The sequence below is a fragment of the Burkholderia sp. DN3021 genome, assembly GCF_049805555.1.
Taxonomy (GTDB): domain Bacteria; phylum Pseudomonadota; class Gammaproteobacteria; order Burkholderiales; family Burkholderiaceae; genus Burkholderia; species Burkholderia pyrrocinia_C.
The window spans coordinates 16,251-38,117 of record NZ_JBNCAB010000073.1 but is presented as its reverse complement, the minus strand read 5'-3'; the positions used below and the strand labels follow the sequence as shown (position 1 = coordinate 38,117).

At 71.3% G+C, this 21,867-nt stretch carries 14 protein-coding genes; 9 read left to right on the top strand and 5 right to left on the bottom strand.

Going from position 1 to position 21,867, the window contains the following annotated elements; genetic code table 11:
- The 7 genes from ACPUER_RS27890 to treY all read left to right on the top strand — a co-directional run.
- Positions 1 to 2,835 (top strand): alpha-1,4-glucan--maltose-1-phosphate maltosyltransferase (locus ACPUER_RS27890; RefSeq protein ID WP_425132671.1); only part of this gene is annotated, 2,835 nt, incomplete at its 5' end.
- On the top strand, positions 2,835 to 6,254 hold the full coding sequence (treS, locus tag ACPUER_RS27885; RefSeq protein ID WP_425132673.1) for a maltose alpha-D-glucosyltransferase: 3,420 nt from the start codon (positions 2,835 to 2,837) through the stop codon (positions 6,252 to 6,254). The genes ACPUER_RS27890 and treS, both read left to right, overlap by 1 nt.
- A complete protein-coding gene (gene glgB, locus ACPUER_RS27880) occupies positions 6,251 to 8,458 on the top strand; it encodes a 1,4-alpha-glucan branching protein GlgB (protein ID WP_425132670.1) in 2,208 nt (735 codons plus the stop codon). Before treS ends, glgB begins: the two co-directional genes overlap by 4 nt.
- A 34-nt stretch (positions 8,459 to 8,492) precedes the next feature.
- Complete coding sequence (glgX, locus tag ACPUER_RS27875) at positions 8,493 to 10,607, top strand: glycogen debranching protein GlgX (protein ID WP_175961741.1); 2,115 nt, start codon at positions 8,493 to 8,495, stop codon at positions 10,605 to 10,607.
- A gap of 8 nt (positions 10,608 to 10,615) precedes the next feature.
- Positions 10,616 to 12,481, top strand: a complete 1,866-nt coding sequence (gene treZ / locus ACPUER_RS27870; protein ID WP_425132669.1) for a malto-oligosyltrehalose trehalohydrolase — start codon at positions 10,616 to 10,618, stop codon at positions 12,479 to 12,481.
- The gene (malQ, locus tag ACPUER_RS27865; RefSeq protein WP_425132668.1) at positions 12,478 to 14,694 is read left to right on the top strand and encodes a 4-alpha-glucanotransferase; all 2,217 of its coding nucleotides are present in this window, start codon (positions 12,478 to 12,480) and stop codon (positions 14,692 to 14,694) included. The genes treZ and malQ overlap by 4 nt, the downstream gene beginning before the upstream one ends.
- A complete protein-coding gene (gene treY, locus ACPUER_RS27860; RefSeq protein WP_425132667.1) occupies positions 14,691 to 17,465 on the top strand; it encodes a malto-oligosyltrehalose synthase in 2,775 nt (924 codons plus the stop codon). The genes malQ and treY overlap by 4 nt, the downstream gene beginning before the upstream one ends.
- Before the next feature lie 189 nt (positions 17,466 to 17,654).
- Here treY and ACPUER_RS27855 read toward each other — a convergent pair whose 3' ends face one another.
- Positions 17,655 to 17,897, bottom strand: a complete 243-nt coding sequence (locus ACPUER_RS27855; RefSeq protein WP_310133846.1) for a hypothetical protein — start codon at positions 17,895 to 17,897, stop codon at positions 17,655 to 17,657.
- 120 nt (positions 17,898 to 18,017) lie between these two features.
- Here ACPUER_RS27855 and ACPUER_RS27850 point away from each other — a divergent pair, with 120 nt between their 5' ends.
- Positions 18,018 to 19,268: a phosphatidylserine decarboxylase family protein gene (locus ACPUER_RS27850; RefSeq protein WP_175961746.1), complete on the top strand. Its 1,251-nt coding sequence runs from the start codon at positions 18,018 to 18,020 to the stop codon at positions 19,266 to 19,268.
- Between the two features lie 29 nt (positions 19,269 to 19,297).
- Here ACPUER_RS27850 and ACPUER_RS27845 read toward each other — a convergent pair whose 3' ends face one another.
- The 4 genes from ACPUER_RS27845 to ACPUER_RS27830 form a co-directional block, all read right to left on the bottom strand.
- On the bottom strand, positions 19,298 to 19,525 hold the full coding sequence (locus ACPUER_RS27845) for a hypothetical protein (RefSeq protein WP_175961747.1): 228 nt from the start codon (positions 19,523 to 19,525) through the stop codon (positions 19,298 to 19,300).
- 280 nt (positions 19,526 to 19,805) lie between these two features.
- Entirely contained in the window at positions 19,806 to 20,147 is a 342-nt protein-coding gene (locus ACPUER_RS27840; RefSeq protein WP_175961748.1) for a DUF1488 domain-containing protein, read from the bottom strand.
- A gap of 4 nt (positions 20,148 to 20,151) precedes the next feature.
- The gene (locus ACPUER_RS27835) at positions 20,152 to 20,700 is read right to left on the bottom strand and encodes a type 1 glutamine amidotransferase domain-containing protein (protein WP_034184452.1); all 549 of its coding nucleotides are present in this window, start codon (positions 20,698 to 20,700) and stop codon (positions 20,152 to 20,154) included.
- Between the two features lie 174 nt (positions 20,701 to 20,874).
- Complete coding sequence (locus tag ACPUER_RS27830) at positions 20,875 to 21,240, bottom strand: hypothetical protein (RefSeq protein ID WP_310133840.1); 366 nt, start codon at positions 21,238 to 21,240, stop codon at positions 20,875 to 20,877.
- 236 nt (positions 21,241 to 21,476) lie between these two features.
- Between ACPUER_RS27830 and ACPUER_RS27825 the strand changes: the two genes are divergently transcribed.
- The gene (locus ACPUER_RS27825) at positions 21,477 to 21,827 is read left to right on the top strand and encodes a DUF3175 domain-containing protein (RefSeq protein WP_425132672.1); all 351 of its coding nucleotides are present in this window, start codon (positions 21,477 to 21,479) and stop codon (positions 21,825 to 21,827) included.
- Positions 21,828 to 21,867: the final 40 nt, after the last annotated feature.

The window sequence follows — 21,867 nt, the reverse complement described above, 5'->3', positions numbered from 1 at the left end:
GCGCTGCGCCGCGCGCGCCCGGACGCCGCGGTGCTCGCCGGCGTGCCCGGCCATGCACGCGACGCGCTCGCGCAGCTCGAAGCGGCCGGGTTCGATGCGGTGTTCTCGTCGGTGCGCTGGTGGGATCTCCACGCACCGTGGTTCGTCGACGAACACCGGCTGCTGCGGCGCATCGGCTCGCCGATCGCGTTTCCCGATGCGTTCGACGGCCCGCGCCTCGCCGACGACTGGCCCGACGCACCGGACGACACCGTCGCACGCGCGTATCACCGCGCACTGTGGACGGCCGCGGCCGTCGGCACCGGCTGGCTCGCGCCGATGGGCTTCGAGCGCGGTGTCACGCTGCCGCTGATGTCGCGCGACGCGGATGCCGATCGCTACCGCACCGCGTTCGAGCGCGCGCGCTTCGACCTGTCGGGCGCGATCGCCGATGCGAACGCGTGGCGTCGCGCGACGCCCGCGGCGGCCGCGCGCGGCGAGATCGCGCAGTTGAGCGCGCCCGGCGCAACCGCGACGGTGCTGCTGCGCGGCACAGGGCCGTCGCTCGAACACGACGAAGCGGCACTGCTGATCGCGTTGAATCCCGATCTCGACACGGCGACAACCGTCGATCCCGCCGCGATCCTGCCCGGCGTGCCGGGCAGCTTCACGCGCGTCGCGACGCGGGACGGCGCGCCAACCCACCCGCCTGCCGCGCTCGAAGCCTTCACGCTCGGGCCCGGCGCGCACGCGCTGCTGGATGCCCGGCGCGCCCCGCCCGTCACGACGCGCGCCGACGCCGCGCGCGAACGCACGGTGCTGTCGGCCGCGCTCGCGGCCGACCGGATCGCGATCGAGCGCGTCGAGCCGTCGGTCGACGGCGGCCGCTTCGCGGTCAAGCGCGTGATCGGCGAACCGCTCGTCGTGCATGCATCGATCTTCTCCGACGGGCACGCGCATCTCGCGGCCGCGCTCCAGTGGCGCGCGGAAGGCGACGACGACTGGCGCGAAGTGCCGTTCGAAGCCGAGCCGAACGACCGCTGGCACGCGCGCATCATGCTCGACCGGGTCGGCCGCCACGCATTTCGCGTGATCGCGTGGCGCGACGACTGGGCGTCGCTCGCCGACGACGTCGCGAAGAAACACGCGGCCGGCCAGGACGTGACGCTCGAACTGCGCGAAGCCCAGCTGCTGCTCGCGACCGCGCTCAAGCTCGCCGATCCGGACGATCCGCGCGCGGTCCCGCACATGGAACGCCTCGTCGCCGAGTTCAGGGACGCGCCGTCCGACGGCAGGCTCGCGCTGCTCGGCGCGCCGCCGCTGGCCGACGCGTTCGCCGCGCTGCGCTACCGCCCGTTCGTCACGCACGACGAGACCGTGTATCCGGTCGACGTCGAGCGGCGCGCGGCACGCTTCTCAAGCTGGTACGAGATGTTCCCGCGCTCGGCGAGCGACGATCCGCATCGGCACGGCACGTTCGACGACGTGATCGCGCAATTGCCGCGCATTCGCGACCTGGGTTTCGACGTGCTGTATTTCCCGCCGATCCACCCGATCGGCACCACCGCGCGCAAGGGCCGCAACAACAGCCTGAAAGCCGCCCCCGACGATGTCGGCAGCCCGTACGCGATCGGCTCGCCCGACGGCGGCCACACGGCCGTGCATCCGCAGCTCGGCACGCTCGAATCGTTCCGCGCGCTGGTCGAGGCCGCGCGCGTTCACGGGCTCGAGATCGCGCTGGATTTCGCGATCCAGTGCTCGCCCGACCACCCGTGGCTGGCCGCGCATCCGGGCTGGTTCGCGTGGCGGCCCGACGGCTCGCTGCGCTTCGCAGAAAACCCGCCGAAGCGCTACCAGGACATCGTGAACCCCGATTTCTACGCGCCGGATGCACTGCCCGGCCTGTGGCTCGCGCTGCGCGACGCGGTGCAGTTCTGGGTCGACGCGGGCGTGCGGATCTTCCGCGTCGACAATCCGCACACCAAGCCACTGCCGTTCTGGGCGTGGATGATCGACGACGTCCGCGGCCGGCATCCGGACGTCGTGTTCCTGTCCGAAGCGTTCACGCGGCCGGCGATGATGTACCGGCTCGCGAAGGTCGGCTTCTCGCAGTCGTACACGTACTTCACGTGGCGCGAGACGAAACGCGAGTTCATCGACTACCTGACCGAGCTGACGACCGGGCCCGCGCGCGAATTCTTCCGGCCGAACTTCTTCGTCAACACGCCCGACATCAACCCGCGCCATCTGCAGAACGCGCCGCGCACGCAGTTCGTGATCCGCGCGGCGCTCGCGGCGACGCTGGCCGGTTCATGGGGCATGTACTCGGGTTTCGAGCTCGGCGAATCGGCGCCGCTGCCGGACAGCGAGGAATACGCGAACGCGGAGAAGTACGAGCTGCGCGCGCGCGACTGGAGCCGTGCCGCGCACATCGGCGCCGAAATCGCGCGGCTGAACCGCGCACGGCGCGATCACCCGGCGCTGCAGACGCATCTCGGCCTGACGTTCGCCGACGCGGACAACGACGCCGTGCTCGTGTTCGTCAAGGCGACGCCGGCGTTCGACAGCGTCGTCGTCGTCGCGATCAGCCTCGACCCGTGGCATCCGCAGGCCGCGAACTTCACGCTCGACGCAGCGCTGTGGCGCGGCTTCGGGCTCGCCGACGGCGAACCGCTCGACGCGCTCGAACTGGATGCCGCGCACGCGCAGACGTGGCGCGGCCATCGCCAGTACGTGTCGCTCGATCCGCACGTGCGGCCGTATGCGATCTGGCGGCTCGCGCCGTCTCCGGGCGCCGCGCGGGCGGCCGCGCCCGGACCGGACGACGCCCGACGACCTTCGGGAGCCCACGGATGATGAAACGCGAAGATTCCCTCGACGACGTGCGCCGCGCGCAGTTCCCGTCGCTCGCGCCGGCCGGCACGCCGCGCCGGCGCCGTGCGCGCCGCCGCGCGCCCGCGCTCTGTGCGGACGATCCGCTGTGGTACAAGGACGCGATCATCTACCAGGTGCACGTGAAGTCGTTCTACGACTCGAACAACGACGGCATCGGCGATTTCCCCGGCCTGATCGCGAAGCTCGACTACATCGCCGAACTCGGCGTCGACACGATCTGGCTGCTGCCGTTCTACCCGTCGCCGCGCCGCGACGACGGCTACGACATCGCCGACTACCGCGACGTGCATCCCGACTACGGCACGCTCGCCGACGTGCGGCGCTTCATCCGCGAAGCGCATGCGCGCGGCATCCGCGTGATCACCGAGCTGGTGATCAACCACACGTCGGACCAGCATCCGTGGTTCCAGCGCGCGCGGCGCGCGAAACCGGGCTCGATGCATCGCGACTACTACGTGTGGTCCGACACCGACACGAAATACGCGGGCACCCGGATCATCTTCCTCGATACCGAAACATCGAACTGGACGCACGACCCGATCGCCGGCCAGTACTACTGGCACCGCTTCTATTCGCACCAGCCGGACCTGAACTTCGACAACCCGGCCGTCGTGCGCGAGGTGATCCAGGTGATGCGCTTCTGGCTCGATCTCGGCATCGACGGGCTGCGGCTCGACGCGGTGCCCTATCTCGTCGAGCGCGAAGGCACGAACAACGAGAACCTGCCGGAAACGCACGCGATCCTGAAACGGATCCGCGCGACGATCGACGCCGAGTACCCGAACCGGATGCTGCTCGCGGAAGCGAACCAGTGGCCGGAAGACGTGCAGGAATATTTCGGCGACGAGAACGAATGCCACATGGCGTTCCACTTCCCGCTGATGCCGCGCATCTACATGTCGATCGCGAGCGAGGACCGCTTCCCGATCGTCGACATCATGCGGCAGACGCCCGCGCTCGCGCCGAGCAACCAGTGGGCCGTGTTCCTGCGCAACCACGACGAGCTGACGCTCGAGATGGTGACCGATTCGGAGCGCGACCTGCTGTGGCAGACCTATGCGAGCGACCGGCGCGCGCGGCTGAACCTCGGCATCCGGCGCCGGCTCGCGCCGCTGATGGAGCGCGACCGGCGCCGCATCGAGCTGATCAACTCGCTGCTGCTGTCGATGCCCGGCACGCCCGTGATCTACTACGGCGACGAGATCGGGATGGGCGACAACATCCACCTCGGCGACCGCGACGGCGTGCGCACGCCGATGCAGTGGTCGTCGGACCGCAACGGCGGCTTCTCGCGCGCCGACCCCGAACTGCTGGTGCTGCCGCCGGTGATGGGCTCGCTGTACGGCTATGACGCGATCAACGTCGAGGCGCAGACGCGCGACCCGCATTCGCTGCTGAACTGGACGCGCCGCATCCTGTCGACGCGCCGTGCGACACAGGCGTTCGGGCGCGGCACGATCCGTTTCCTGCGCCCGGAGAACCGCAAGGTACTCGCGTACCTGCGCGAGCTGGACGGCAGCGATCCGGTGCTGTGCGTCGCGAACCTGTCGCGCGCGTCGCAGGCGGTCGAGCTCGACCTGTCGGAATTCGCGGGCCGCGTGCCGATCGAGATGACGTCGGATTCGCCGTTTCCGCCGATCGGCCAGCTCCCGTATCTCCTCACCTTTCCGCCGTACGGGTTCCTGTGGTTCGAGCTGTCCGGGCACGGCCGCGAGCCGTCGTGGCGGCAGCCGCATGCGGAGCCGCTGCCCGAATACGTGACGCTCGTGATGCGGCGCGGCGACGCGCGGCCGGACGTCGGGCAGCTCCACGCGCTCGCGCACGATGCGCTCGCGTCGTGGCTCGCGCGGCGGCGCTGGTTCGCGTCGAAGGATCGCGCGATCGGCGATGCATGGTTGAACGTCGTCACGCCGGTGCCGGGCGAAGCGTTCCAGTATGCGGAGGCGTGGGTCAGCGCCAGCGACGGCGGCGTCGAGCGCTATATCGTGCCGCTCGCGACGGCCTGGGGCGGCGAGACGTCCCAGCCGCTGTTCGCGCAGCTCGCGCTCGCGCGCGTGCGGCGCGGCCATACGGTCGGCTACCTGACCGATGCGTTCGCACTGCCGTCGTTCGCGCGCGGGATGCTGCGCAAGCTGCGCGACGGCGCAACGGTACCGACCTCCGACGGCGGCCGGCTCGCGTTCCTGCCGGAGAGCGCGCTCGCCGCGCTCGATCCCGGCGACGACGCCGAAGTGCGCTGGCTCGCGGCCGAGCAAAGCAACAGCTCGCTCGTGATCGGCGACGCGATCGTGCTGAAGCTGGTGCGCAAGGTCGCGCACGGCGTGCATCCGGAAGCGGAAATGAGCCGGCACCTGACGCGCATCGGCTATGCAAACACCGCGACGCTCGCGGGCGAGGTCGTGCACGTCGATCCGGACGGCACGCCGCACACGGTCGCGATCCTGCAGCGCTACGTCGACAACCAGGGCGATGCGTGGACGCGTTCGTTCGACTTCGTGCGGCGCGCGGTCGACGAACTCGCGCTGCCGGCCGCCGACGAAGTCGAAGCGGCCGAGGAGGACGAGGAACCCGAGGCGCTGGTCGGCTATGCGGCGTTCGCGGGCATCGTCGGCACGCGGCTCGGCCAGTTGCACGTCGCGCTCGCGCAGCCGTCCGACGATCCCGCGTTCGCGCCGGAACGCGCGACACCCGATCACGTCGACGGCTGGTGCGCGGACGCGATCGCGTCGTTCGAACGCGCGCTCGACGTGCTGCGCACGCGGCTCGATGCGCTCGATGCGCTCGATCCCGCGATGCGCGCATCGGCCGATGCGCTGCTCGCGTCGCGCGACGCCGCCGTGCGCGCGCTCGGGGAACTCGTGCCGCGCACGCTCGACGCGCAATGCACGCGGATTCACGGCGATTTCCACCTCGGCCAGGTGCTCGACGTGCAGGGCGATGCGCTGCTGATCGACTTCGAAGGCGAACCGGCGCGCCCGCTCGAACGGCGCCGCGCGAAATCGCATCCGCTGCGCGACGTGGCCGGCTTCCTGCGCTCGCTGTCGTATGTGAGCGCGACCGCGCAATTCGCGATCGAAAAAGCGCCGCCGCAGGCGGCCGGCCGCAAGCGCGCGCTGTTCGACCGCTTCGGGCAGGCCGCCGCCGACCGCTTCGTCGAATGCTATCGCGCGGCCGCCGCGCTCGCGCCCGTACGCTTCGTCGACCCGCGTTATGCCGATCGCCTGCTCGCGCTGTTCCTGATCGACAAGGCGTCGTACGAGCTGTGCTACGAGGCCGCGAACCGGCCCGACTGGCTGAGCGTGCCGGTCGGCGGGCTCGCGGCGCTCGTCGAGCGCCTGCTCGACGACGGCAGCGCGCCCGAACCCGGAGGAACGCGATGACCGACACGCTGTTCGAACAGGCCGACATCGACGCGCTGCTCGCCGGCCGCCATCCCGATCCGTTCGCGTGTCTCGGCCCGCACGGGCAGGCCGACCGGATCGTCGTGCGCGCGCTGCTGCCCGGCGCCGAGCGCGTGCGCGCGCTGTCGCCGGACGGCGACGAACTCGGCGCGCTCGCGTGCGTCGACCGCGCCGGCTGCTTCGCCGGCACGATCGCGCACGACGGCGGGGTTCCCCATTACCTGCTCGCGATCGACTGGCCGAACGCGCGGCAGGTGACCGACGACGCGTATGCGTTCGGCACGCTGCTCGACGACGCCGCGCTCGCGCGCTTCGCGGCCGGCGATCCGGCCGCCGTGCTCGACTGCCTGGGCGCGACGCCCGTGCGCATCGACGACACCGATGGCGTGCGCTTCGCGGTATGGGCGCCGAACGCGCAGCGCGTGTCGGTGGTCGGCGATTTCAACGGATGGGACGGCCGCCGCCATCCGATGCGGCTGCGGCGGCCGTCGGGCGTATGGGAGCTGTTCGTGCCGGGCATCGGCGCGGGCGAGCGCTACAAGTACGAGCTGCGCGCGGCCGACGGGCGCGTGCTGCCGCACAAGGCCGATCCGTGCGCGCGCGCGACGGAGGCACCGCCGCGCACGGCGTCCGTCGTCGCCGATGGCGCGGCGCTCGACGCGTTCGCGTGGCACGACGACGGCTGGATGCACGCGCGGCCGCGCGCCGACCGCTACCGCGCGCCGTGGTCGATCTACGAGGTGCATCCGGAATCGTGGCAGCGCGTGCCCGAGGAGATGGACCGCAGCGCGACGTGGGACGAGCTTGCCGAGCGGCTGATTCCGTACGTGCACGGGATGGGCTTCACGCACGTCGAGTTCATGCCGATCGCCGAATACCCGTTCGGCGGCTCGTGGGGCTATCAGCCGCTCGCGCAGTTCGCGCCGTCCGCGCGCTTCGGGCCGGTCGACGGCTTCGCGCGGTTCGTCGACCGCGCGCATGCGGCCGGCATCGGCGTGATCGTCGACTGGGTGCCCGCGCATTTCCCCGACGATCCGCACGGTCTCGCGCAGTTCGACGGCACCGCGCTGTACGAGCATGCCGACCCGCGCGAAGGGCTGCATCCCGACTGGCACACGTGCGTGTTCAACGTCGGGCGCACCGAGGTCGGCGCGTTCCTCGTCGCGTCGGCGCTCGCGTGGGCGCGCCGCTATCACGTCGACGGCATCCGCGTCGACGCGGTCGCGTCGATGCTGTACCGCGACTATTCGCGCAACGAAGGCGAATGGGTGCCGAACGTGCACGGCGGGCGCGAGAACCTCGAATCGGTCGCGTTCCTGCGCATGCTGAACGACACGCTGCACGGTGCGGCCGCGCCGCCCGGCGTCGTCACCGTCGCGGAGGAATCGACCGCATGGCCCGGCGTCACGGCGCCGACCGTCAATGGCGGGCTCGGCTTCGACTTCAAGTGGAACATGGGATGGATGCACGACACGCTCGCGTATCTGCGCGAGGACCCGATCCACCGCCGCTATCACCACGACCGGATGACGTTCGGGCTGATCTATGCGTTTTCCGAGCGCTTCGTGCTGCCGCTGTCGCACGACGAGGTCGTGCACGGCAAGGGCTCGCTCGTCGCGAAGATGCCGGGCGACGCATGGCAGCGGCTCGCGACGCTGCGCGCGTACTTCGGCTTCATGTGGGCGCATCCCGGCAAGAAGCTGCTGTTCATGGGCAGCGAGTTCGCGCAATGGGCCGAATTCGCGCACGACTCGACGCCGCACTGGGATCTGCTCGACGCGCCCGCGCATCGCGGCATGCAGCGGCTCGTGCGCGACCTGAACCGCGCGTATGCGGCCGAACCCGCGCTGCATGCGCTCGACTGCTACGCAGCCGGCTTCGCCTGGCTGATCGGCGACGACCGCGACAACAGCGTGTTCGCGTTCGTGCGCCGCGACGATGCGGGGCACCTGGTGGTCGCGGTCTGCAACTTCACGCCGGTGCCGCGCACCGGCTACCGCGTCGGGCTGCCGGCGCCCGGCCAATGGCGCGAACGGATGAACACCGACGCCGCATCGTACGGCGGCACCAATGCCGGCAACGACGGCGCCGTGTGGGCCGAGGCCGTGCCCGCGCACGGCGAGGCGTGGTCGGCGACGCTGCGCCTGCCGCCGCTCGCGACGCTGTGGCTGAGCCCCGCCTGATTCCCCGCCCTTTCGACACGGAGAGTTCCGCCCCATGCCGAGTGCCCTGCCCGCTCGCCTCGAATCCGGCCGCCGCTATCCGCTCGGCGCGACCTGGGACGGCCTCGGGACCAACTTCGCGGTGTTCTCCGCGCACGCGCAGCGCATCCAGCTGTGCGTGTTCGATCCGACCGGCCGCAGGGAACTCGCGCGCCTCGACCTGCCCGAATGCACCGACGAGGTGTGGCACGGCTACCTGCCCAACGCGCATCCGGGCACCGTGTACGGGTTGCGCGCGGACGGCCCGTACCAGCCGCAGCACGGCCATCGCTTCAATTCGACCAAGCTGCTGCTCGATCCGTACGCGCGCAAGCTGGTCGGCCACTTCCGCTGGTCGGACGCGCTGTTCGGCTATCGCGTGCATTCGAGCCGCGCGGACCTGTCGATGGACCGGCGCGACTCGGCGCCCGCGATGCCGAAATGCGTGGTGGTCGACGAGGCGTTCGACTGGAGCAACGACCGGCGCCCGCGCGTGCCGTGGCGCAGCACGGTGATCTACGAGGCGCACGTGCGCGGCGTGTCGATGCGCCGCGCCGGGCTGCGCGCGCCCGAGCGCGGCACGTTCTCGGCGTTGGCGCATCCGGCGTTCATCGATCACCTGCTGTCGATCGGCGTCACGACGGTCGAGCTGCTGCCCGTCCACGCGTTCCTGCAGCAGCGCGAACTCGTGAAACGCGGGCTGCGCAACTACTGGGGCTACGACACGGCCGCGTTCTTCGCGCCGGAACCCGCGTATCTCGCGACGCGGCGGCTCGACGAGATGCGCATCGCGATCCGCCAGCTGCATGCGGCCGGCATCGAGGTCGTGCTCGACGTCGTCTACAACCATACTTGCGAAGGCAACGAGCTCGGCCCGACGCTGTCGTGGCGCGGCCTCGACAACGCGAGCTACTACCGGCTCGTGCCGGGCGACCATCGCTTTCATGTCGACGAGACGGGCTGCGGCAACACGCTGAACCTGTCGCACCCGCGCGTCGTGCAGATGGTGATGGATTCGCTGCGCTACTGGGCCACCGCGTTCAACGTCGACGGCTTCCGCTTCGATCTCGGCGTGACGCTCGGCCGCGAGGATCACGGCTTCGATCCCGGCGCGGGATTTTTCGACGCGCTGCGGCAGGACCCGGTGCTCGCGCAGCGCAAGCTGATCACCGAGCCGTGGGATCTCGGCCCCGGCGGCTACCAGCTCGGCCGCCACCCGCCGGGCTTCGCCGAATGGAACGACCGCTTTCGCGACACCGTGCGGCGCTTCTGGCGCGGCGACGCGGGCCAGCGGCCGGAACTCGCCGCGCGGCTCGCGGGATCGGCCGACCTGTTCAACCACCAGCGGCGCCATACGTGGGCATCGGTCAATTTCGTCACCGCGCACGACGGTTTCACGCTCGCCGATCTCGTGTCGTATGCGGACAAGCACAACGACGCGAACGGCGAGGACAACCGCGACGGCCGCGACGACAACTGCAGCGCGAACTGGGGCGCCGAAGGGCCGAGCGACGACGCGGCGATCCGCGACGTGCGCGCGCGCGTCGCGCGCTCGATGCTCGCGACACTGTTCACCGCGCTCGGCACGCCGATGCTCGTCGCCGGCGACGAGTTCGGCCGCACCCAGCACGGCAACAACAACGCGTACTGCCAGGACAACGAACTGTCGTGGCTCGACTGGGACCTGGCGCGCAGCGACGAAGCCGTGAAGCTGATGCGCTTCGTGTCGCGGCTCGCCGCGCTGCGGCGCATGTACCCGCTGATGTCGGCGCCGCGCTATCCGTCGGGCGATCACGACGGCGCGCCGGGCATGGCCGAGATCGACTGGTTCGACGAACGCGGCAACGCGCTGACCGTGCCCGCGTGGCACGACCGCGAGCGCCGCGCACTGACGATGCGGCGCGTCGGCGCGGGCCGCACCGGGCGCACCGAGTCGCTGCTCGTGATGCTGAACGCGTCGTCCGAAACGATCACGTTTGCGCCGCCCGCGCCTGCGCTCGCCTACCGCGTGCTGGTCGACACGGCCAAGCCGGACGCCGGCCCGCGCGCGTGGCCGGCCGACGGCCTCGACGTCGCCGCGCATGCGGCCGCGGTCGCCGTCGCCGCCGTGCCGCCCGACCCGCCTTCGTGAGGACCGCCATGACGTCACGTTCCGCTCATCCGCCCGGCACGCATGCGTTCGCGTCGTCGTTCGGCGCGACCTGCATCGACGCGGGCCGTACGCGCTTCCGGCTGTGGGCGCCCGCGAGCCGCACCGCGGCCGTCGAGCTGCACGGCGGGCCATCCGTCGCGATGACAGCCGCCGGCGACGGCTGGTTCGACGCGCTCGCGCCGTGCGGCCCCGGCGCGCTGTATCGCTACGTGCTCGACGGCGATCTCGCCGTGCCCGATCCCGCGTCGCGCTTCCAGCCGCACGACGTGCACGGCCCGAGCCAGGTCGTCGATCCGGCCGCCTATCGCTGGCGCCACGACGCATGGCGCGGCCGCCCGTGGCACGAGACGGTGCTGTACGAACTGCACGTCGGCGCATGCGGCGGCTACGCGAGCGTCGAGCGGCGCCTGCCGGCCATCGCCGCGCTCGGCGTGACGGCGATCGAGCTGATGCCCGTCAATGCGTTCCCCGGCACGCGCAACTGGGGTTACGACGGCGTGCTGCCGTTCGCGCCCGATGCGTCGTACGGGCGGCCCGACGAACTGAAGGCGCTCGTCGACGCCGCGCACGGGCTCGGGCTGCAGATGTTCCTGGACGTCGTCTACAACCACTTCGGCCCCGACGGCAACCTGCTGCCGCGCTACGCGCCCGCGTTCTTCCGCGCGGACCGGCAAACGGCGTGGGGGCCCGCGATCGACTTCGCGCGTGCGCAGACGAGCGCGTTCTTCATCGACAACGCGCTCTACTGGCTCGACGAGTACCGCTTCGACGGGCTGCGCATCGACGCCGCGCATGCGATCGACGACGATGCGTGGCTGCGCGAGCTCGCGCGCCGCGTGCGCGCGCATGCGGGCGACGCACGCCAGGTGCATCTGGTGCTCGAAAACGAACGCAACGCGGCGAGCCTGCTCGGGCCCGGCGGCTTCGACGCGCAGTGGAACGACGATTTCCATAACAGCGCGCACGTGCTGCTGACCGGCGAGCGCGACGGCTATTACCGCGCGTACGCCGACGCGCCGCTGCGCCATTTCGCGCGCACGCTCGGCGAAGGGTTCGCGTACCAGGGCGAGCCGTCGCCGCTGCATGGCGGCGCCGCGCGCGGCGAGCCGAGCGCGCACCTGCCGCCGACCGCGTTCGTCGCGTTCCTGCAGAACCACGACCAGATCGGCAACCGCGCGTTCGGCGAACGGTTGCGCACGCTCGCGAACGACGACGCGCTGCGCGCGGCCACCGCGCTGATGCTGCTCATGCCGCAGATTCCGCTGCTGTTCATGGGCGAGGAGGAAGGCAGCACGCAGCCGTTCCAGTTCTTCACCGACTATCGCGGCGCACTCGCCGACGCCGTGCGCGAAGGCCGGCGCCGCGAATTCGCGGCGTTTCCCGCGTTCGCCGATCCCGCGCATCGCGACGCGATTCCCGATCCGAACGACATCGCGACGTTCGTGCGCTCGTTGTCGAAACACCCGGCCGACGACGCATGGCCCGACGCCGATGCATGGCGGCACTTCTACCGCAGCGCGCTGACCGTGCGCGCGGCGCTCGTGACGCCGCACTTGGCCGGCGCGCGCGCGCTCGGCGTGGACCTGCTCGCGGGCGACGGCGAACCGCAGGCGCTCGCCGCACGCTGGCGGCTCGGCAACGGCAGCACGCTGACGATCGCGCTGAACCTCGGCTCGCACGACGCGGTGCTGCCCGCGCTGCCGCTCGGCAAGATCGTGTTCGAGACGCCGCCGCGCGCGCGCGACCGGCTGCGAGACCTGCGCCTGCCGCCACGTGCGTGCATCGCGTGGCGCGACGGCGCGGTCAACCACGATGCGCTGAGTCACCGCACGAACGGGCGAGGCCGATCATGACGACCGACGTATCGATCGCGGCACTCGCCCGTTCGGCCGGACTGGAAACCGACTGGACCGACGCGGGCGGCGTCGCGCGGCGGGTAGGCGACGATGCGCTCGCCGCGCTCGTCGACGCGCTCGGCTGGCCGTGCGGCACGGCGCTCCAGCGCGTCGACAGCGCGGCGGCGCTCGCCGATGCGAACGCGGCGCCGCCGCGCATCGTCACCGGCGATGCCGGCCTGCCGCTGACGCTCCCGCATACGATCGCACTGCCGGGCGCACACTTCCGGATCGCGCTCGAAACGGGCGGCTACGTCGACGGGCGCGTGGCCGGTGCGGGCGAGCTCGGCACGCTGCCGCCGCTCGCGATGCCCGGCTATCACGCGCTCGACATCGGCGAGCAGCGCATCGGGCTCGCGATCGCGCCGCTGCGCGCGCGCCCGTTCGACGCATTCGCGCGCGCGCCCGACGCAGGCCGCCGCTGGGGCGTCGCGGCCCAGCTCTACAGCCTGCGCCGTACCGGCGACGACGGCGCGGGCGACTACACCGCGCTCGCGCGCCTCGCCGCGCACGCCGCGCGGCACGGCGCGCAGGCGGTGGCGATCAGCCCGACGCACGCCGGTTATCCCGCACTGCCCGCGCACGACAGCCCGTATTCGCCGTCGTCGCGGCGCTGGCACAACGTCGCGTATCTCGACTGCGACGCGGTGCCGGGCGCCGAGGCTGCGCTTCACGCGCGCGACGATGCAATCGATGCGCCGCTGATCGACTGGTCGCGCGTGCTGCCGCCGAAGCTGCGCCGCCTGCGCGCATGCTTCGATGCATGGCGTGCCAACGGCACGCCGTCGCGCGACGCGTACCAGCGCTTTCGCGCGGCCGGCGGCGCGGCGCTCGACGCACATGCGCGCTTCGACGCGCTGCAGGCATTCTGCATCGAACTCGGGATCGGTGCGGACTGGCGGCAATGGCCGGCGCCGTGGCGCACGCCGTCATCGGCCGAAGTCGATGCGTTCGCGCACGCGCATGCCGACACGATCGCATTCCACACGTTCCTGCAATGGTGCGCATCGCGCGCGCTCGGCGACGCGCAGCATGCGGCGCGCGGCGCGGGCATGGCGACCGGGCTGATCGCCGATCTCGCGGTCGGCTCCGACCGCGCGGGCAGCGACGCGTGGGCGCACGGCACGACGCTGCTGCGCGGCGTGTCGCTCGGCGCGCCGCCCGACCTGTTCAATGCGGCCGGCCAGGCGTGGGGCGTGACGACGTGGACGCCCGCCGCGCTGCGCGCCGACCGTTTCGTCCCGTTCATCGAGTTGTTGCGCGCGGCGTTCGCGCATGCGGGCGGCATCCGCATCGACCACGTGCTCGGCTTCGCGCGGATGTGGATCGTGCCGGACGGCGGCACGCCGCGCGACGGCGCCTACCTGCGCTATCCGGTCGACGATCTCGTGCGGCTCGTCGCGCTCGAGGCGGCACGCCATCGCGCGATCGCGATCGGCGAGGATCTCGGCACGGTGCCGGGCGGTTTGCGCGAACGGCTCGGTGCACAGGGGATCGCGGGGATGCGCGTGCTGTGGTTCGAGCGCGATGCGTACGGCACATTCCGGCCGCCGTCCGCGTGGGATCGCGATGCGATCGCGACGACGTCGACGCACGACTTGCCGACCGTGGCCGGCTGGTGGCGCGGGGTCGATCTGGGGTGGCGGCGGGTGGCGACCGACAGCGGGAAGCAGCAAAACGGCGCGGCCGAAAGCATGCCGAGCGATGCGAGTGCGCAGGACTCGAACGAAATCGTGCAAGGCGCCGACGTCGGGCATGACGGCATGCCCCGCACGGAAGCAGACCGGGCCGCGCCCGCCACACCCCCGCCCGCGTCCGATCCCGACCTGATCGCCGCCCAGGCGGAACGCGCAACCGAACGCGCGGCGCTGTGGCACGCATTGCAGCACGCGGGTTGCGCGCCCGCCAACAGCGCTGTCCCGCCGGCCGGCGCGCCGCCCGTGAGCGCAATACTCGCGTATGTCGCGCTCAGCCCGTCGCCGCTCGCGATCCTGCCGCTCGAGGATCTGCTCGGGCTGGATGAGCAGCCGAACCTGCCGGGGCCGCCATGCGGCCATCCGAACTGGCTGCGGCGCCTGCCGCGCACCGTCGACACGCTGTTCGACGCCGACGTGCGCAAGCGCATCGCGGCCGTCGCGCACGCGCGCCGTTCGCGGGAGCGCGACGCATGACGCCGCGCGCGACGCTGCGGCTGCAGCTGCATGCGGGTTTCACGTTCGACGATGCGGCCATGCACGCCGACTACTTCGCGCGCGTCGGCGTGAGCCACCTGTACCTGTCGCCGGTCACGACGGCCGAGCCCGGTTCGCTGCATGGCTACGACACCGTCGACTACGGCTCGGTCAGCGCCGAACTCGGCGGCGAGGCCGGCCTGGTCCGGCTCATCGGCGCGCTGCGCGCGCGCGGCATCGGCGTGATCGTCGACATCGTGCCGAACCACATGGGCGTCGGCGGCTCGTCGAACGGCTGGTGGAACGACGTGCTCGAATGGGGGCCGGCGAGCCCGTACGCATGCTGCTTCGACATCGACTGGCATCCGCCCGACGCGGCGCTCGACGGCAAGGTGCTGCTGCCCTGCCTCGGCACGCCGTACGGCGACGCGCTCACGGCCGGCGACATCGCGCTCGGCGCCGATCCGTCGACCGGCCGCTTCTTCGTTGCGTGCCCGGGGCGGCAGCTGCCCGTGGCCGCCGCCACTTATGCGGACATCCTGCGCATCGCGAACCGCTCGGACCTGAACACGCTCGCCGAACGCTTCGGCGCCGCGCCTGCGCACGGCAGCGCCCGGCTGGCCGCCGCGCATGCGGCGTTGCGCGATTACGCGGCCGCGCACGGCCCGCATGCGTTCGACGCCGTGCTGCGCGGCTCCGATCCGCACAGCGCACGCTCGCGCGCGTGGCTGCACCGGCTGCTCGAACGCCAGCACTACCGGCTCGCGTGGTGGCGCACGGCCGCGGACGAACTGAACTGGCGGCGCTTCTTCGACATCGCGACGCTCGCGGGCATCCGCATCGACGACGATGCGGTGTTCGACGCCGTCCATGCGCTGCCGTTGCGCCTCTACGCGGCCGGATATATCGACGGCGTGCGCGTCGATCACGTCGACGGGCTCGCCGATCCGCGCGCGTACTGCCGGCGGCTGCATGCGCGGCTCGCGGCGCTGCGCGACGAGCGACCGTACGTCGTCGTCGAAAAAATCCTGGCGCCCGGCGAAGCGCTGCGCGACGACTGGGGCGTCGACGGCACGACCGGCTACGACTTCATGAACGACGTCGGCGCGCTGCTGCACGACCCGGCCGGCGCCGCGCCGCTGGCCGCCCACTGGGCGGCCGTGTCCGGTTCGTCGCGCACGTTCGCGCAGGAGGCGCTCGACGGCAAGCGGCGCGTGCTGATGCGCCAGCTCGCCGCCGAGCATGCGCGCGTCGCGCGGGCGCTGCACGGCATTGCGCGCGCGTCGCCCGCGACGCGCGACGTCAGTCTGGTCGCGATCCAGCGCGTGCTGGGCGAACTCGCGGTGCGGCTGCCCGTGTACCGGATGTATCCGGCACCGGAAGACGCGCCCGCCGACACCGACCGCCGGGTGCTCGCGCAGGCGTATGAACGGGCATGCGCGGCCGTCGATCCGGCCGACCGCTACGCGCTCGACCGGGTCGCCGCGTGGCTCGGGTTACCGGTCGTGCGCGTGCCGCGCGCAGGCGCCGCCGCGCTGCATGCGGCCCGCGTCGCGTTCGCGCAGCTCACCGCGCCGCTGGCCGCGAAGGGGGTCGAGGATACGGCCTGCTATCGCTACGGCCGGCTGCTGTCGCGCAACGAGGTCGGCGCCGACGCAGGCGACTTCAGCCTGTCGCGCGGCGCGTTCCATGCGCGCAACCGGCGCCGCGCCCGAATCGTGCCGCATACGCTCGTCGCGACGGCCACGCACGACCACAAGCGCGGCGAGGACGCGCGCGCGCGGCTCGCGGTGCTCAGCGAGATGCCCGACGCCTGGCGCGCGGTATCGCTCGACTGGTCCGCGCTCAACCTGCGCCGGCGCGGCGGCGCGCATCGCGACCTGGCGTGGGCGCCGGGGCCGGCCGCCGAGGCGATGCTGTACCAGACGCTGGTCGGCTGCTGGCCGCCGTCGCTGATGCCCGACGACGACGCGGGGCTCGCGGCGCTCATCGAACGCGTGGTGCGCTGGCAGACGAAGGCGCTGCGCGAAGCGAAGCGGCATACGGACTGGCTCGCGCCGGAGACGGACTACGAGCGCGCTTGCGAAGCATTCGTCCGCGCGATCCTGACGCCGCGCGTCGCAGGCGATTTCGCGCACCGGCTGCATGCGTTCGTGGCGCGGATCGCGCCGGCCGGCATCGTCAACAGCCTGACGCAGACGGCACTGCGGATCGCGTCCCCCGGCGTGCCCGATCTCTATCAAGGTACCGAGCGATGGGATCACTCGCTCGTCGATCCGGACAACCGGCGCGACGTGCCGTTCGCGGCACTGGCGGCCGAGCGCGTCGACGCGCCGGTCGCGTCGTACCTGCCGACCTGGCCGGACGCGCGCGTGAAACGGGCGCTGATCGAACGGATGCTCGCGCTGCGCGCGCGGTGGCCGGCGACGTTCGCCGACGGTGCGTATGTGCCGCTGCGCGTGCACGGCACGCTCGGGCGTCACGCGGTTGCGTTCGCGCGGTGCGGCGATGCGGCGACCGTGGTGATCGTTGCAACGCGGCTTGCGTGCCGGCTGCTCGGCGACAGGCCCGGGTTGCCGCGCGTGGAGCCCGCGTTATGGGGCGATACGGCGGTCGTGTTGCCGCAGGGCGTCAAAGGGCCCTGGGCGGACTGGCTGAATGCGCGGGACGGAATCGACGCGCCGGATGGCTTGATCAGGCTCGATCGCTGTCTGGCTACGCTGCCTGTTGCCGTACTCGTCGCGGCTCACCCAGCGGATCGGAATCCCTGAATCGCCCGGTCATGATCGAATCCATGCAAAACGGTCCGCGGATACCTGACGATCCAATCGGTGCCGCATGGCTGATCGCGAACCGTGATGCCACAGTATCCCTGGCCTTTCGCGACGGGGAATCGAGCGATGGCGCACAAGTCGATCGTTACCGGCCAGAGCGACAGGCGGGACAGTAAACGCCCGACATCACGACCACTCTTCCGGCGGCAGCGTCCCGCCGTCGTCCTCCCACAGCGGCGCGCCCGCGTTGTCGCCATGGCCCGCGGTCACGGTCCCTTTCGCATCGCGCTCCCTCGACCGTCGCGTCTCGCCGTGCTTCGCCGCACGAACCCGCGTGCGCGTCGGCGTCACGGTGCGCCGCCCGCCGCGCCGGCGCTCGTCGTCCGATGCCGTGCCTTTCGTCTGCCGCACATTCGAACCCGCATTCATCGTTTCTCTCCTGCGTCACTGAAAAACTGAAAAACCGGTGAAAAGGCCGCAATTTCGATGCCGCCTCCGGGCAAGCGTCTTGCTACGTGTTCGTACCGAATCCAGCCGCAGGAGCCGACGATGCCGACCGAACCCCACACGCCGCCCGCCGCGCGCCGCCGGCTCGGCGAATGGCTGACCTGCGAGGAAGCGCACATGGCCGCGTTCCGCGAAAAAATCGCGGCCGACGCGCGCGCGCATGCCGGCGAACGATTGCGCACGCCGGCCGTGCAGGCGCTCGCGCGGCTGTTCGACGACCGCGCCGTGCTGCGCATGGGCCTCGTCCGCGCGATCGACGAGGCGGTCGAATCCGGCCGCCGGCTCGGCTACACGTCGATCGGCGAACTGATGACCGTGATCGACCACCTGATGACCTACACGCCGCCGTTCAGCGAATCGAGCCTGATCGTGTGCCCGCTGAACGCGTTCCTCGACTGGCCGATGTGCATGCCGTCGGGCCACGCTGTGTTTCGGGACGCAACCGTCAACGCGCACCTGAAACGGGTACTGAACGTCTGGTGCGACTTCCTCGGCGGCCCGCATTCGCGCGAGCATCTCGATACGTCGGCGCCCGACGGCTGGTTCTGCGACGAAGCGCGCCAGCGCATCGGGCTGTCGCAATTCCGCTATCGCGACGATCAACCGCACCTCGGCTTCGATTCGTGGAACGACTTCTTCACGCGACGCTTTCGGGAAGGCGCGCGGCCCGTCGACGCGCCGGACGATCCGCACGTGATCGTCAGCGCGTGCGAGGCCGCGCCGTACCACACCGAAACGAACGTGAAGATGCGCGACACCTTCTGGATCAAGGCGCAGCCGTATTCGCTGCACGACATCTTCACGCGCGCCGGGCGACCGCTCGCCGAGCGCTTCGTCGGCGGCGATCTCTACCAGGCCTATCTCAGCGCGTACAACTACCATCGCTGGCATGCGCCGGTGCGCGGCACCGTCACGCATGCATACCGGATCGACGGCACCTACTACTCGGTCGCCGAAGCCGAAGGCCCGGACCCGGCCGGGCTCAACGACTCGCAGGGCTACATGACGGCGGTCGCCGCGCGCGCGATCGTCGCGATCGAGAGCGACGACCCGGGCATCGGCACCGTGGCCGCGGTATTCGTCGGGATGGGCGACGTGTCGTCGTGCGTGATCGAGGTCGTGCCGGGCCAGCGCGTCGACAAGGGCGACGAGATCGGCCGCTTCCAGTTCGGCGGCTCGACGTACTGCCTGCTGTTCGAGGCCGGCGTGATCGAGCGCTTCCTGTACGCGCCGCCGTTCGACGGCGACACGCCCGTCGTGCAGGTGAACGCATCCGTCGCGATCGCGCGGTGAGCAGCGCGCCCGCGCGTCATCGTCACCCGTCACGCATCGGTGCCGTCGGGCTCGTACCCGTCGCGCCGCTGCATGCACCGCAGCACCGACAGGCCGTCGGCCGTCAACGCGGGCCGGCGCTCGCCCGACGCGGCGTCGCCCTGCATCACGATCAGGTTCTGTTCGACCAGCGCGGCGACGTCCTCGCGATCGATCTGGATCTGTTCCGGTGCGCGATACACCAGGAACAGCGCGGCAAATTCATGGGCGGTCAGCATGCTCGTTCCCCGTTGACGGCTTCACGCAATGCGACGACGGCGTCGCATCGGCATGCGGCGCGACACGCGCGCCGGCGATCGTCGATGCGCGCACGGACCATGCCAATGCGCGCGAAGCGGCGCTCGTCCGGGCCATGGGGCGCGCGGCGCGATAGGGCACCGCGCGGCGTCCGGCCGCCCGTGCAAAGTTTTCAACGACGTGTAATGCCGGACGCGAGCGGGCCGACCCCGAGCGGCCGAACCCGAACGCGGGTCAAACGCGTCGGCCACGGCGCCTCGATCAGGAGCGCCGCGAACGGGACATGCCGGCCTTCACGCTGCCCGCCGCCGCACGGCCGTGCGCGCGGAAATAGCCGCTGTGCAGTACCACGCCGCCCTTGCCGTCCGCCAGCACATCCGCGCAGGCAGCCTCGATACGCGCGCGGCCGCGCTCGAACGCGTCGCGCAAGTCGGCTTCCAGCGCCGAGGGCGCGCCGAAATGATCCTCGAGCGCCTCGACCGTGATCGCGCAGTGCTCCGGCTGACCGTCGACGTCGACGGTGAAGCACAGTTGCAGCGCCGCGCCGTCGAATTCGGGCGGCGCAGCGGCCAGCGTCACGCGGCGGGGGGAATCGGCCGGCATCGGATTACGCGCTCCGCGACGCGAGACTTTCGACCAGCGCGCCGCTGAATGCCGGCAGGTCGGCGGGCTTGCGGCTCGTGATCAGGTTGCCGTCGCGCACGACTTCCTCGTCGACCCACTTGCCGCCCGCATGGCGGATGTCGTCCTGCAGGCTCGGCCAGCTCGTCATCGTGCGCCCTTCCACGAGCCCGGACGACACGAGCAGCCAGCCGCCGTGGCAGATCGCGGCAATCGGCTTGCCGGCGCCGACGGCCGCCGTCACGAACTCGCGCGCGGCCGGGATCATCCGGATCGCGTCGCCGTTGACGACACCGCCGGGCAGCACGACCGCGTCGTAGTCGCCCTCGCGCGCGTCGTCGAACGTGCGGTCGACCTTCACGCGCGCGCCCTTGTCGACGTGCCTGAACCCCTGGATTTCGCCGCGTTTCTGCGAAATCACGTCGACCTGCGCGCCTTCGGCCGCCAGCGCACGTTGCGGTTCGACAAGCTCGGCCTCCTCGAAGCCGTCGACCGCCAGGATCGCTACCTTGCAATGGTCCAGTCTGCCGCTCATGGAAACCTCCGTGGATGCCGCGGCACCCTTTATGCCGTCCCGGTCACGGAGCAATTGCCGTGCCGCATGCGGCCGGACGACGGCGACAGAAGAGACCGGCCAAAACCGGCCCATGCCGCGCCGCCGCGCCCGGGCTGAAAAGATTTCAACGGCGTGTATCCCGACCCGGCACGATTACTGCAGGCGGATCGCCGCATCGAGCATCGCGTCGGTCAGTTCGACCGTCAGTGTCAGATCGTCGTCGTTGTCGGGGAGCCGGTCGAGCATGTCCCGCACGGCCTCGTGCAGCATCGCGTGCACGCGCATCCGGGCGCCGTCGTCGAGGCCCGCGTAGCGTTCCATCGTGTCGCAGTCGAGCACCAGCACGACCGAATGCCGCCCCGTATCGGGTGGCGCATCAGCCGCCATCGACCACGCCGCATGAAACGTGACCGTGCCTGTCTCGACGTCGAGACGGACCGTCGTATCGAAATCGCCGGCGTCGACCGTGTCGGCGTCCGTCGCATCGTCTTCCAGACTGATCCGGGAGTTCGATCGCATGGTGTCCTCCTGCGTGGCGGCCGCGCGCGGCTGCTTCAAACGGCGCCGGCCATTCGGTTCGAATGCGGATGTAATGCGGATGTCACGAGGTGTTCGTGCTGAACGAAGAGGGCGGAATGGCACGCCTGCCCGGACCTTGCAGCAAGGGCCATGCCTCCGGCGGCAGGTCGCCGCGCGGCACGCGAATTGCGGCGCCGTTGCCCGTACGTCCCTGCGACGCCATACGGAGCCCTGCAATGCCTTCAGCTTCCGCTTCCCGCGCGCCCGGCAAACGCCCGACGCGCCGCCCTGGCCGGACCCGCAGCGCCGATCCGCAACACCGCTGGTCCGCCGAAGTCACGCAAAAAAGCGATGTGCTCGACATCGAGCCCGACATCTTCAAGTCCGACGATCCGGGCGCGATCGCCGCTTCGCTGAAGCGCTCGGCCGAACAGAGCCGCCGCCGCAAGTCTTCGCCGTTCCAGTCGGCGATGTCGATGCTGAACTTCTACGTGAACCGCGCGGGCCGCAACCTGCCGAAAACGCGCCGCGCGACGCTCGAACGCGCGAAGCGGAAACTGCGCGAAGCCTTCGGCCGCAAGCCGTGACGGCGGCCGGCCACCGCCGCATCGCCCCGCCCCGATCGCG

Coding starts and splice junctions, on each gene's coding strand:
- ACPUER_RS27845 (WP_175961747.1), bottom strand. CDS start 19,525: ATGCTGACCGCCCATGAATTTGCCGCGCTGTTCCTGGTGTATCGCGCA.
- treY (WP_425132667.1), top strand. CDS start 14,691: ATGACGCCGCGCGCGACGCTGCGGCTGCAGCTGCATGCGGGTTTCACG.
- glgX (WP_175961741.1), top strand. CDS start 8,493: ATGCCGAGTGCCCTGCCCGCTCGCCTCGAATCCGGCCGCCGCTATCCG.
- ACPUER_RS27840 (WP_175961748.1), bottom strand. CDS start 20,147: ATGCCGGCCGATTCCCCCCGCCGCGTGACGCTGGCCGCTGCGCCGCCC.
- treS (WP_425132673.1), top strand. CDS start 2,835: ATGAAACGCGAAGATTCCCTCGACGACGTGCGCCGCGCGCAGTTCCCG.
- treZ (WP_425132669.1), top strand. CDS start 10,616: ATGACGTCACGTTCCGCTCATCCGCCCGGCACGCATGCGTTCGCGTCG.
- ACPUER_RS27855 (WP_310133846.1), bottom strand. CDS start 17,897: ATGAATGCGGGTTCGAATGTGCGGCAGACGAAAGGCACGGCATCGGAC.
- glgB (WP_425132670.1), top strand. CDS start 6,251: ATGACCGACACGCTGTTCGAACAGGCCGACATCGACGCGCTGCTCGCC.
- ACPUER_RS27850 (WP_175961746.1), top strand. CDS start 18,018: ATGCCGACCGAACCCCACACGCCGCCCGCCGCGCGCCGCCGGCTCGGC.
- ACPUER_RS27825 (WP_425132672.1), top strand. CDS start 21,477: ATGCCTTCAGCTTCCGCTTCCCGCGCGCCCGGCAAACGCCCGACGCGC.
- ACPUER_RS27835 (WP_034184452.1), bottom strand. CDS start 20,700: ATGAGCGGCAGACTGGACCATTGCAAGGTAGCGATCCTGGCGGTCGAC.
- malQ (WP_425132668.1), top strand. CDS start 12,478: ATGACGACCGACGTATCGATCGCGGCACTCGCCCGTTCGGCCGGACTG.
- ACPUER_RS27830 (WP_310133840.1), bottom strand. CDS start 21,240: ATGCGATCGAACTCCCGGATCAGTCTGGAAGACGATGCGACGGACGCC.